The organism is Microbacterium sp. NPDC058062 (genome assembly GCF_042885375.1).
Lineage (GTDB): Bacteria > Actinomycetota > Actinomycetes > Actinomycetales > Microbacteriaceae > Microbacterium > Microbacterium trichothecenolyticum_C.
Map to the genome: position 1 here is coordinate 472,804 of NZ_JBHVSC010000001.1, position 11,951 is coordinate 484,754.

The window sequence follows — 11,951 nt, forward strand, 5'->3', positions numbered from 1 at the left end:
TCGGATAGAATTGGCACTCCAGTCGTGCGAGTGCCAGCTGCGGCGTGAGGAGGCGGGATGGTCAGCGAACGAGGTCTGCAGGTGCTGCGGGCGATCGTCCAGGACTACGTCGACACGCGCGAGCCGGTCGGCAGCAAGGCGATCGTCGAACGGCACGCCTTCGGCGTGTCCGCCGCGACGATCCGCAACGACATGGCGCTGCTCGAAGACGAAGAGCTCATCGTCGCGCCGCACACCTCGTCGGGCCGCGTGCCCACTGACAAGGGCTACCGCGTCTTCGTCGACCATCTCGCAGAGCTCCGGCCGCTCTCGCCGGCCCAGCGGGCGGCCATCGCCTCGTTCCTCGACGGCTCCGGCGACCTCGACGACGTCCTCGTGCGCACCGTGCGCGCCCTCACGCAGCTGACCGGCCAGGTCGCGATCGTGCAGTACCCGTCGTTCGCGCGCGCGACCGTCACCCACGTCGAGCTGGTCCAGCTCGGCGGCGGACGGATGCTGGTGATCGTGGTCACCGACACGGGACGCGTGTCGCAGCGCCTGACGTTCGTCGGCGAGGACTTCGACGACGTCGACCTCGCGCACATCCGCGCCGGACTCGGCACCCTGCTGGTCGGCCGGCCCGTCCGCGAGGGGCTGCAGCGCATCGCGGAACGGCTCGAAGATCCCGATGCGCAGGCGCCGGCGCATGAGCGCGCGACCGACGAGATCGTCCGCGCCGTCGCGGAGGAGCTCGAGGAGTTCCGCCAGGACAAGCTCGTGATGGCCGGAAGCGCGAACCTCGCACGCCGCGAGTCCGACTTCCGCGGCAGCATCTATCCGCTCCTCGAGGCGATCGAGGAGCAGGTGACCCTGCTGCGGCTCATGGGCGAGATGGTCGCCGACGAGCACGGCCTCTCGGCGAGCATCGGCCGCGAGAACGAGGCGTTCGGCCTGGCCGAGGCATCCGTCGTCGCCAGCGACTACGACGCGACGGGCTCTCTCGCCCGCGTCGGCGTGCTCGGCCCGACGCGCATGGATTACCCCACGAACCTCGCGACGGTCCGCGCCGTCGCGCGCTATCTCACGCGCATGCTCGAGCAGGACGACAGCTCCCGCTGACGCACGCGCGCACACACGATCCCGCGGCGCGGCCGCGGCAGGAAGGCGAAAGTGGCTGACCACTACGAGGTCCTCGGCGTCTCACGCGACGCCTCCACCGACGAGATCAAGAAGGCGTACCGGCGGCTGGCCCGACAGCTGCACCCGGATGTGAACCCGGGCGAGGAGGCATCCGAGCGCTTCAAGCTCGTGACGCACGCGTACGACGTCCTCAGCGACCCCGAGCAGCGCGCCCGCTACGACATGGGCGGCGGCGACTCGCCGTTCGGCGGCGGGGCCGGTGGCTTCGGCGGGTTCAACGACATCTTCGAGACCTTCTTCGGTGCGGCGGGCGGATCGCGCGGCGGGCGGCCACGATCGCGCCGCGAGCGCGGCCAGGACGCGCTGGTCCGCGTCACCCTCGAGCTCGGCGATGTCGTGTTCGGCACGCACCGCGACATCGAGGTCGACACGGCCGTCGTGTGCGAGACCTGTCAGGGCTCCTGCTGCCAGCCCGGGACGAGCCCCGTCACCTGCGACATCTGCCACGGCACCGGCAACGTGCAGCGCCAAGTGCGGAGCCTCCTCGGCAACGTCGTCACGACCCAGCCGTGCAACGTCTGCCAGGGCTACGGCACGACGATCCCGTACCCGTGCGCGACCTGCCAGGGGCAGGGCCGCGTGCGCGCCCGCCGCACGGTGTCGCTCGACATCCCGGCCGGCGTCGAGACCGGACTCCGCCTGCAGCTGCCGGGTTCGGGCGAGGTCGGCCCGGCCGGCGGCCCCAACGGCGACCTGTACATCGAGGTCACGGTGCAGCCGCACGAGGTGTTCAGCCGTGACGGCGACGACCTGCTGGCGACGCTCGAGGTGTCGATGCCCGACGCGATCCTCGGCACGACGACGACCATCCAGTCGCTCGACGGCCCGGTCGACCTCGAGGTGCGGGCAGGCGTGCAGGCCGGAGACATCCTTACGATCAAGGGCCGCGGCATCACGCCGCTGCGCGGCTCGCAGCGCGGCGACCTCAAGGTCGGCGTGCACGTCGTCACGCCCACGCGCCTCGACCACAAGGAGCGCGCCCTCATCGAGGACTTCGCGAAGCGCACCAAGGCACCGGCCCCCAAGCTCGCCGAGTTCCACCAGGGCCTGTTCGCGAAGCTCCGCGATCGCTTCCGGAACAGCTGACCCGTGGCACTGCACTTCCTGCTCGACGAGCCCGTCGACGCCGCTGAAGGCGACGCCGTGACGCTCACCGGCGCGGAGGCTCACCACGCCTCGACGGTGCGCAGGGTGCGCGTCGGCGAGGAGGTCACCGTCGGCGACGGCCGCGGTGCGTGGCTCACCGGCACGGTCGAGTCGGTGGCGCCCCGCGAGGTGATCGTGCGCATCGACGGACGGACGGATGCTGCGCCCCCGAGCCCGCGCATCGTGCTCGTGCAGGCCCTGGCCAAGGGGGATCGGGACGAGCTCGCCGTGCAGGCGGCGACCGAGCTCGGCGTCGACGAGATCGTGCCGTGGCAGGCCGCCCGCAGCGTGTCCCGCTGGGACGCGGCGAAGGCCGCGAAGGGCCGTGCCCGCTGGGCGACCATCGTGCGGGAGGCCGCGAAGCAGGCCCACCGCGCGTGGGTGCCGGAGGTGGCGGAGCTGACCACGACCGCGGCGCTCGCGCGCCGGGCGGCAGCATCCCTCGTCCTGATCCTCGAGCCGACGGCGACCGAGCGGCTCGGCGCACTCGCGGTGGACCCGGGCGAGGAGCGCGACATCGTGCTCGTCGTCGGACCCGAAGGCGGCATCGCCCCCGAAGAGCTCGACGCGCTCGCGGCCGCGGGCGCGCGACTCGTGCGCCTCGGCGACACGGTGCTGCGCACTTCGACCGCAGGTCCCGCGGCGCTGGCCGTCGTCAGCACCGCGCTCGGGCGGTGGTGACGGTTCGACAGGCTCACCGACCGGGGAGGCTCACCGACGGGGGAGGCTCACCGACCGCTCCCGGAGCCGGTCGCAAGGCCCCGTCGGTAGACTTGCGACATGAGTGAACCTTCGATCTTCACGCGCATCCTGGACGGGGAGATCCCGTCCGAGATCATCGCAGAGACCGAGAACGCATTCGCCATCCGTGACATCGCCCCGAAGGCGCCTGTGCACCTGCTGGTGATCCCCAAGACCGAGGAGTACCACAACGTCGTCGAGCTCGCCGCCGGCGACCCGGACCTCATGGCGGAGCTTGTGGGACTCGCGAACACGGTCGCCGCCGAGCATTCGGACGGGGACTTCCGCCTGGTCTTCAACACCGGCCCGAACGCGGGCCAGACCATCTTCCACGTGCACGCCCATGTGCTCGCGGGAGGCCTCGAAGAGAAGAGTATCGGTGCCTGATCAACCGGGTCATGAGACGGTGAGCGACCACGTCGAGGTCGACGGCGTCGCGATGGTGCAGCTTCTCGGTCCGCAGGACCGGCTGCTGCGGGTCGTCGAGAAGGAGCACCCGGGTGTCGACGTGCATGTGCGCGGAAACGAGATCACGCTGACCGGCGAGGCGCCGGCCGTCGCGGCGGCACGGACGCTGGTCGACGAGCTCGTCGCGATGACCCGAGCCGGTCAGTCGCTCGGCGAGGACGACGTCGCGTCGTCGAACCGCATCCTCCGCAGCGAAGGCGGGCCACGCCCCTCGGAGGTTCTCGGTGAAGCGATCCTGTCGTCGCGAGGCAAGGTCATCCGGCCGAAGACACTCGGTCAGAAGGCCTATGTCGACGCGATGGAGGAGAACACCATCGTCTTCGGCATCGGCCCCGCCGGTACCGGCAAGACGTACCTCGCGATGGCGAAGGCCGTCCAGGCGCTGCAGCGTAAGGAGGTCAGCCGCATCATCCTGACGCGGCCGGCCGTCGAGGCGGGGGAGCGGCTCGGCTTCCTCCCCGGCACGCTCACCGACAAGATCGACCCGTACCTGCGCCCGCTTTACGACGCGCTCAACGAGATGATGGACCCGGAGCTCGTGCCCAAGCTCATGGCGACGGGCACCATCGAGGTCGCGCCGCTGGCCTACATGCGCGGCCGTACGCTCAACGACTCGTTCGTCGTGCTCGACGAGGCGCAGAACACCACCCCCGAGCAGATGAAGATGTTCCTCACGCGCCTCGGCTTCGGCACGCGCATGGTGGTGACCGGCGACATCACGCAGATCGACCTCCCGCAGGGCGCGTCGGGTCTGCGGCTGGTGACCCGGGTGCTCGGCGATATCGACGACATCCACTTCTCGTACCTGACCAGTGACGACGTCGTGCGCCACACGCTCGTGGGCCGCATCGTCGACGCCTACAGCGAGTACGACGAGCGCCGCATCGCCGCGCGTCGCGAGCGGGACGAGGCATCCGAGTTCGCCAACAGAGCCGAGCGCCGCGCCGGCACCGTCCGCGGCGGCGGACCCCGTGACCACCTTCCGAAGCGAGGACGCCCATGACCATCGAGATCGGCAACGAATCGGGGATCGCCGTCGATGAGACGGTCCTGCTGCGCCTCATGGAGCACAACCTCGCCGAACTGCACGTCAGCCCCGACGCCGACGTCGCGATCCTCCTCGTCGACGAGGGCGCGATGGAGGCGCTGCACGTCCAGTGGATGGACGAGCCGGGCCCGACCGACGTGCTGAGCTTCCCGATGGACGAGCTGCGTCCGGGCACCGAAGACGCCCCGACGCCTCCGGGCCTGCTGGGCGACATCGTGCTGTGCCCGCAGGTCGCCGAGACCCAGGCGGTGGCCGCGAAGCACTCCACGCTCGACGAGCTCATCCTCCTGACCACGCACGGCCTGCTCCACCTCCTCGGCTTCGACCACGCCGAGCCCGAGGAGGAGCGGGAGATGTTCGGACTGCAGCGCGAGCTCATCACCTCGTTCCAGGCATCCGAACGCCGACGACCTCACGCATGACCGCCGCTCTCCTTCTCGTCGCCGCAGCGCTCCTGCTCGCGTTCGGCGCCCTCATGGTCGCGATCGACGCGGCGCTCAGCGTCACCTCCCGCGCGGACCTCGCCGAGCTCGGAGCAGGCGGCCGCAACGCGGCGTCGCTGCGGAAGATCGGGGACGACCCCGATGCGCACGCCAATGCCGTGATCTTCATCCGCGTGCTGGCCGAGACGACGGCCGCGGTGCTCGTCACGGTCGCCTTCGTCGACCTCTTCGACAACATCTGGTGGGCGATGCTGGCTGCGGCCCTGCTCATGACCGGCGTCTCGTACGTCGTCGTCGGCGCCAGTCCGCGGTCGGTGGGCCGGCTGCACGCCCGCGGACTGCTGCGCGGGGCGGCTCCGGTGGTCCGCGGGGTGCGCATCATCCTGGGGCCGCTCGCGCACGGACTCGTCGCGCTCGGCACGCGCATCACGCCGGGCGCGTCGCGCGGCTCGTCCTTCGCGTCGGAGGAGCAGCTGCTCAGCATCATCGACGAAGCGGCCGAGAACGAGCTCATCGAACAGGACGACCGCGAGCTGATCCACTCGGTGTTCGACTTCACCGACACGTTCGTGCGGGCCGTGATGGTGCCGCGCACCGACATGGTGACGGTGGATGCCTCGACCTCGACACGCGAAGCGATGACGCTGTTCCTCGAGAAGGGCGTCTCGCGCATGCCGATCGTCGACGACGATGCGGACGACGTCGTCGGCGTGCTGTACCTCAAGGACCTGGTGCAGTTCGGCTTCCGCGACGAGGCCGGGTGGCGGGATGCCCCGATCAGCCGGATCGCGCGGCCGGCGGTGTTCGTCCCCGAGTCGATGAAGGCCGAGACGCTGCTGCAGCAGATGAAGCGCGACGCCGTGCACGTGTGTCTCGTCGTCGACGAGTACGGCGGCGTGTCCGGACTCGTCACGCTCGAGGACCTCATCGAGGAGCTCGTCGGCGACATCTCGGACGAGTACGACCCGCGCGCCGAGGAGGTGACCGAGCTGGAGCCCGGTCACTATCGCGTGAGCGCGCGCCTCGGGCTCGACGAGGTCGGCGACCTGTTCGGCCTCGAGCTCGAGGACGAGGACGTCGACTCCATCGGCGGGCTTCTGGGCAAGGCCCTGGGCCGCGTGCCGCAGCCGGGCGCCACCGCCGAGTACGCCGGCCTCGTGCTCACCGGGGGTGCGTCGCGCGGACGCGGGCGCGGCATCTCGACGGTGTTCGTCGAGCGCGGCGATCCCGCTCTCGACATCGGCCGCTCACCGCGCACGGGCGAGATCCGCATCGTGAGCCCCCGCACCGGCGAGATCCGGCTGCCTCGGAAGGAAGAGACGTCATGACCGAGAACGAGCCCACCCCGGACGCCGCCCCCGAATCCGTTGAGGGCCGCTCCGGCTTCGTCACGTTCGTCGGGCGCCCCAACGTCGGCAAGTCGACCCTCACGAACGCCCTCGTGGGAGAGAAGGTCGCCATCACGAGCGACAAGCCTCAGACGACGCGCCGCGCGATCCGCGGCATCCTGAACCGGCCCGCCGGACAGCTCGTCATCGTCGACACCCCGGGCCTCCACAAGCCCCGGACACTCCTCGGTCAGCGCCTCAACGACCTCGTCGAACAGGTGCTCGGCGACGTCGACGTCATCGGCTTCTGCGTTCCCGCGACCGAGAAGGTGGGCCCGGGCGACCGCCGCATCGCGGAGTCGCTCAGCGGGTACGGCCGCGCGAAGAAGGTCGCCATCGTGACCAAGACGGACGCCGCCTCCCGGGACCAGATCACCGAGCGGCTCATGGAGGTCGACAGCCTCCGCGAGGACTGGGCGGCCGTCATCCCGCTGTCGGCGCTCACCCGCGACCAGCTCGACGTGCTGAGCGACGAGCTGCTCTCCCTCATGCCCGAGGGGCCCGCGCTGTATCCCGAAGGCGTCGTCACCGACGAGTCCACCGAGGACCGCATCGCCGAGATCATCCGCGAGGCCGCGCTCGACGGCGTGCGCGACGAACTGCCGCACTCGATCGCGGTCGTCGTGCAGGAGATGGAGCCCCGCGAGGACTCCGACCTCACCGACATCTACGCCGACATCGTCGTGGAGCGCGACAGCCAGAAGGGCATCATCATCGGGCACAAGGGCTCGCGCCTGCGCGACGTCGGCGCCCGCGCCCGCGCGCAGATCGAGCCTCTCGTGGGCACCAAGGTGTTCCTCAAGCTGCACGTGCGGATCGCCAAGGAGTGGCAGCGCGACCCGAAGCAGCTGGGGCGTCTCGGCTTCTGACTCCCGCCCGGCTCACCCTCCGGTCTCGGTGATCGCCGAGCGGACGATGACGGTGTCCGCACCGTACTCCGCGTCCGCCGCCTCCTGCCAGCTCCCGTCGTCCCACACCACGTCGACCCAGAGCCAGCCGTCCTGCGGATAAGAGGCGAGATACCCGTCGCCGAGCTTGCCGGGGAGCTCGTCCTGGATGGCGGCGAGGGTCGCCTCGTCGCCTGCGCCGGGCTTCCCGCCCGTCGGGTCCTCCGGCCGGATCGGGTCGTACAGGGCGAGCAGGATCGGCGGCTGCGTCGAGGTGAACGTCTCGCCGTCGTAGGTGCCGCGCACCGCGTAGGCGCCCCACGTGACGTCACCCGACGACTCCGCGCCGTCGACGCCCTGCCACGTCCAGCCCTCCAGCGGGATCCCGGTGCACTGCGGAGGATACGACTCCGCGACCGCACCCACGCAGAGCTGCGGGGACCCGCCGGTGTCGAGCACGGTGCCGGTGGCGGCGACCTCGCCCTCGGGAGGGATCGGGGTCACGGCCCCGAGCGATGCCGGTGCGGGCGTCCCGCCGGGACCTGCGCTCGCGCACGCGACGGCGAGCATGACGACGGCGGCAGTGGCGGCGATGCCGAGGGAGCGACTCAGACCTCTCATGTCTCGATGGTGTCGCATCGACGCCGATCGTCTCAGAAACGGGATGCCGCGGCATCCGTCCGTCATCTGTTCGCTCTCCGCTCGCAACGGGGTGTAGCCTGAATCCATGCGCTTCGGCCGGCTTCTCCTTCTTAGCCGCCGCGACGAGACCTCGTTCTAGGGCCTTCCTCGTCGCGGAGCTTTTCGTTGGCCCGCATCATCAGGCATCGAGCCGCCCCGATCGGGCTGCAGCTCGGAACAGACGAGAGAAGCGACGACATCATGGAGAACACCCAGAAGCCCTCGGGCCTGCCGACCCACAAGTATCGGCCGTTCCACGAGCAGATCACCGTGAATCTGCCCGACCGCACCTGGCCCGACCAGCGCATCACGACCGCACCCCGCTGGTGCGCCGTCGATCTTCGCGACGGCAACCAGGCGCTCATCGACCCGATGAGCCCCGAGCGCAAGCGGATCATGTTCGACCTGCTCGTGCAGATGGGCTACAAGGAGATCGAGGTCGGCTTCCCCTCGGCGAGCCAGACCGATTTCGACTTCGTGCGCCAGCTCATCGAAGAGGACCTCATCCCGGACGACGTCACGATCCAGGTCCTGACGCAGGCGCGCGAGCACCTGATCGAGCGCACCTACGAGTCCATCGCCGGTGCGAAGCAGGCGATCGTGCACCTGTACAACTCGACCAGCGTCCTGCAGCGCGAGGTGGTGTTCCGCACCGACGAGCAGGGCATCATCGACATCGCCCTCGAGGGCGCACGCCTGTGCCGCGAGTTCGAGAAGCGCATCCCCGAGACCAAGGTCTTCTACGAGTACTCGCCCGAGAGCTACACCGGCACCGAGCTCGAGTTCGCGCTGAGCGTGTGCAACCAGGTCATCGAGATCTTCGAGCCGACGCCCGAGCGCAAGGTCATCATCAACCTGCCCGCGACCGTCGAGATGGCGACGCCGAACATCTACGCCGACTCGATCGAGTGGATGAGCCGGCGCCTCGCGCACCGCGAGAACGTCATCCTGTCGCTGCACCCGCACAACGACCGCGGCACCGCGATCGCCGCCGCCGAGCTCGGCTACATGGCCGGCGCCGACCGCATCGAAGGCTGCCTGTTCGGCAACGGCGAGCGGACGGGCAACGTCGACCTGGTGGCGCTCGGCATCAACCTGTTCACGCAGGGCATCGACCCGCAGATCGACTTCAGTGACATCGACCAGGTCAAGCGCACGGTCGAGTACTGCAACCAGCTGCCGGTGCACGAGCGCAGCCCGTGGGCCGGCGACCTGGTGTTCACGGCCTTCAGCGGCTCGCACCAGGACGCGATCAAGAAGGGCTTCGAGGCGATGGACGCCCGCGCCGCGGCGTCCGGCGTCACCGTCGACGAGATCGAGTGGGCCGTGCCGTACCTGCCCATCGACCCGAAGGACCTCGGCCGCTCGTACGAGGCGGTCATCCGCGTCAACTCGCAGTCGGGCAAGGGCGGCGTCGCGTATCTGCTGAAGACCGACCACTCGCTGGATCTTCCCCGCAAGCTGCAGATCGACTTCTCGGGTGTGGTGCAGGCCAAGACCGACGCCGAGGGCGGCGAGGTCACGAGCGACCAGATCTGGAAGATCTTCACCGACGAGTACCTGCCGTCGGAGGTCGCCGACGAGCGCTGGGGACGCTTCGAGCTCCTGGCGACCAGCACCCGCAGCGACCTGTCGGGCGACGTCGCGCTCGACATCACGCTGCGCGACGGTGACGACCGGTTCGAGGCATCCGGTCGCGGCAACGGCCCGGTCGCCGCATTCCTCGAGATCATCCGCGCACAGGGATTCGACGTGACGCTCTACGACTACGTCGAGCACGCCCTGAGCGCAGGCGGCGACGCGCAGGCGGCCGCCTACATCGAACTCCAGGTCGATGGTGAGCGCCTCTGGGGCGTCGGCATCGACTCGGACATCTCGACCGCATCGCTCAAGGCGATCGTGTCGGGCGTGAACCGCGCCATCCGCACGCGGCAGCGCTCTGGGGCCCTCGCGGGCGTCTGAGCGCGAACCGTCGACGGGTGTGCGCGGGTGATCCCCGCGCGCGCCCGTCGGTGTTCGCAGCCCTCGGTCGTTGAGCGAGCTTGCGAGTCGAAACGCGGATGCCTCAGGGCTTGACGATCGGGATCGTCGAGGTCTCCACGGCGACTTTGCGGCGGTAGAGCGCGCGCTGCTCGGGAAGCGAGATGTCGAAGATCACCGCGAGCAGACGGATCACCGTCGTCACGACGATGCCGATCACGGCGGCGATGACCACGCTCACGCCGAGTTCTTCCGCAGTCGCGAGGACGAGGCATCCGACTCCCGCGGCGACCGCGTAGAGCGAGCCGACGTGCATGATCGCGACCGGCAGGCCCATGATCACATCGCGGAGGATGCCGCCGCCGACCGCCGCGCAGACGCCGACGAAGACGGCGGGCACGAGCGGCAGTCCGAGGACGAGGGCCTTGCTGGTGCCGAACGCGCCGAACAGGCCGATGACCAGGGCGTCGAGGCCGACGATGACGGCGTTGAGTCGCTGGAAGAGGCCGGCGAGCAGCATCCCGAACAGTGCCGCGCCGACCGCGGTGAGCAGGTACCAGTTGCTCTGCAGCGTGGTGGGCGTGACGTTGAGCAGCAGGTCGCGGATGAGACCGCCGCCCATGCCCATCACGATCCCGATGATCGCGACGCCGAGCATGTCGAGCCGGCGTTCACCGCGGAAGCCTGAGGCGAACAGCGCGCCCTGGATGCCGCCGAGGCCCACGGCGATGAGGTCGGCCCACAGGGGGATCACGAAGACCGGCTCGTCCACCCCTCCATTGTCGACGGGGATCAGGGGATATGGGTGCGCACCGCCGACAGGAATCCGTCGAGATCGTCCGTCCACAGCCGCACCGCCTCGACGCGGTCGCGGCCCTGCGGAAGTCGCACGTCGAGCGGGTGCTCGAGAAGGATCAGCACGTTGGTCTCGTTGGCGATGCGCGCGGCGAACGTGCGGCCCTCCGGCTCGTCCACGACGGCAGGCGCCTTGTCGACCCGATGCGCTGAGCGCTCGACGGACCGCACGACCTCCCACGGCAGGTCGAGATCGAGCTCGGCACCCTGTCGCACGCGGATCCCGGCAGGACCGACCGCATGCGGTCGGGTGAGGTAGCCGAACAGGAGGCCGAGCATCCACGTCACGCCCCAGATGCCGAGCACGAGCAGCGGGATGCGCACCCAGGCCCAGCGGTGGACGATGAGATCGACGATCGGGATCTCGACCGCCGACAGCACGATGAAGACGACGAGGAGCGTCAGCACGGGGGAGTGGTAGCGGAACGCGCTGGCGCCCACGGGAACGCGGGGTCTGCGGAACACGAACCGGAAGATGCTCTGATAGACCCCGAGCTCCATGATCCATGCGCGCCGCGCGAAGGCTCCCAGCTTCGTCCGCCATCCGGGCGGAGCCGGGGTGGCGGACGATCGCTCCGGTCGAGCCGGGCTGTCGCGTGGGGTGTCGACGGCGCTCACGATAGGCCGTCCTCGGTGGTCCGTGCCTCGTGCTCCGCGATCAGCCGGTTCAGGCGGTCGAGGACATGCGTCAGCCCCCGCAGCGTCGCTTCGGCCGTCGCGTCATCGAGGCCGTCGATGAGCCGTGCCCCGAGCTCGGTGTGCTCGGCGTCCATGGCGCGCATCGCCTCTTCGCCACGCGGCGTCAAGGTGACGAGCACGGCCCGGCGGTCGTGGGGGTGCGGCTCGCGGCGTGCGAAACCGGTCGCCTCGAGCCCGTCGACGAGGGTCGTGATGTTGCGGGGCGTCACGCCGAGCGCCGTGGCCAGCTCCGCCTGGGTGCGCGGGCCTTCGTGGAAGACGAGCCAGAGGATGTGGGTGCGCGCGGGCGTGAGGCCTCGGCGATCGAGCTCGCGCTCCTGGTCGGCGCCCAGAACGCTGGACAGCGCGAGCAGCGTGTCGAGAATCTGAGTGCCGGACATAGTGAACATGGTACACGATTGACGATCACGGCCGTCTTGCGCGACTGGTGCGAGCT

General features: G+C 69.9%; 13 protein-coding genes. 9 read left to right on the plus strand and 4 right to left on the minus strand.

All coding sequences use genetic code 11. The features are described from left to right. The first annotated feature begins 57 nt into the window (after positions 1–57). The 8 genes from hrcA (at position 58) to era (ending at position 7,282) form a co-directional block, all read left to right on the plus strand. Positions 58–1,098, plus strand: coding sequence for a heat-inducible transcriptional repressor HrcA (gene hrcA / locus ACFVSU_RS02135; protein WP_387137379.1), 1,041 nt, complete (start codon positions 58–60; stop codon positions 1,096–1,098). Positions 1,099–1,149: 51 nt separating this feature from the next. Then, on the plus strand, positions 1,150–2,265 hold the full coding sequence (gene dnaJ, locus ACFVSU_RS02140) for a molecular chaperone DnaJ (protein ID WP_056367385.1): 1,116 nt from the start codon (positions 1,150–1,152) through the stop codon (positions 2,263–2,265). A gap of 3 nt (positions 2,266–2,268) precedes the next feature. Then, positions 2,269–3,006, plus strand: coding sequence for a 16S rRNA (uracil(1498)-N(3))-methyltransferase (locus ACFVSU_RS02145; RefSeq protein ID WP_387137382.1), 738 nt, complete (start codon positions 2,269–2,271; stop codon positions 3,004–3,006). Between the two features lie 99 nt (positions 3,007–3,105). Next, positions 3,106–3,453 carry an HIT domain-containing protein gene (locus ACFVSU_RS02150; protein WP_387137385.1) on the plus strand — a complete coding sequence of 116 codons (348 nt, stop codon included), beginning with the start codon at positions 3,106–3,108 and terminating at the stop codon, positions 3,451–3,453. 52 nt (positions 3,454–3,505) lie between these two features. Then, the gene (locus tag ACFVSU_RS02155; RefSeq protein WP_387138687.1) at positions 3,506–4,537 is read left to right on the plus strand and encodes a PhoH family protein; all 1,032 of its coding nucleotides are present in this window, start codon (positions 3,506–3,508) and stop codon (positions 4,535–4,537) included. Next, positions 4,534–5,004, plus strand: coding sequence for an rRNA maturation RNase YbeY (ybeY, locus tag ACFVSU_RS02160; RefSeq protein ID WP_387137388.1), 471 nt, complete (start codon positions 4,534–4,536; stop codon positions 5,002–5,004). The genes ACFVSU_RS02155 and ybeY overlap by 4 nt, the downstream gene beginning before the upstream one ends. After that, entirely contained in the window at positions 5,001–6,353 is a 1,353-nt protein-coding gene (locus ACFVSU_RS02165; RefSeq protein ID WP_387137391.1) for a hemolysin family protein, read from the plus strand. Before ybeY ends, ACFVSU_RS02165 begins: the two co-directional genes overlap by 4 nt. After that, positions 6,350–7,282: a GTPase Era gene (gene era, locus ACFVSU_RS02170; protein ID WP_387137394.1), complete on the plus strand. Its 933-nt coding sequence runs from the start codon at positions 6,350–6,352 to the stop codon at positions 7,280–7,282. Before ACFVSU_RS02165 ends, era begins: the two co-directional genes overlap by 4 nt. A 12-nt stretch (positions 7,283–7,294) precedes the next feature. Here era and ACFVSU_RS02175 read toward each other — a convergent pair whose 3' ends face one another. Further along, complete coding sequence (locus tag ACFVSU_RS02175) at positions 7,295–7,921, minus strand: hypothetical protein (protein ID WP_387137397.1); 627 nt, start codon at positions 7,919–7,921, stop codon at positions 7,295–7,297. A gap of 261 nt (positions 7,922–8,182) precedes the next feature. Here ACFVSU_RS02175 and leuA point away from each other — a divergent pair, with 261 nt between their 5' ends. Beyond that, positions 8,183–9,943 (plus strand): 2-isopropylmalate synthase, encoded by a 1,761-nt coding sequence (leuA, locus tag ACFVSU_RS02180; RefSeq protein ID WP_310290982.1) that lies wholly within the window; start codon positions 8,183–8,185, stop codon positions 9,941–9,943. A 103-nt stretch (positions 9,944–10,046) separates the two neighbouring features. Here the strand turns inward: leuA and ACFVSU_RS02185 are convergent, their stop codons facing one another. From ACFVSU_RS02185 to ACFVSU_RS02195, 3 genes are read right to left on the minus strand one after another with little or no spacing between them, the layout of a single operon-like run. Then, a complete protein-coding gene (locus ACFVSU_RS02185) occupies positions 10,047–10,733 on the minus strand; it encodes a trimeric intracellular cation channel family protein (protein ID WP_387137401.1) in 687 nt (228 codons plus the stop codon). A 20-nt stretch (positions 10,734–10,753) separates the two neighbouring features. Continuing rightward, the gene (locus ACFVSU_RS02190; protein WP_387137404.1) at positions 10,754–11,434 is read right to left on the minus strand and encodes a hypothetical protein; all 681 of its coding nucleotides are present in this window, start codon (positions 11,432–11,434) and stop codon (positions 10,754–10,756) included. Next, complete coding sequence (locus ACFVSU_RS02195; RefSeq protein WP_387137406.1) at positions 11,431–11,895, minus strand: MarR family winged helix-turn-helix transcriptional regulator; 465 nt, start codon at positions 11,893–11,895, stop codon at positions 11,431–11,433. The genes ACFVSU_RS02190 and ACFVSU_RS02195 overlap by 4 nt, the downstream gene beginning before the upstream one ends. Positions 11,896–11,951 lie beyond the last annotated feature (56 nt).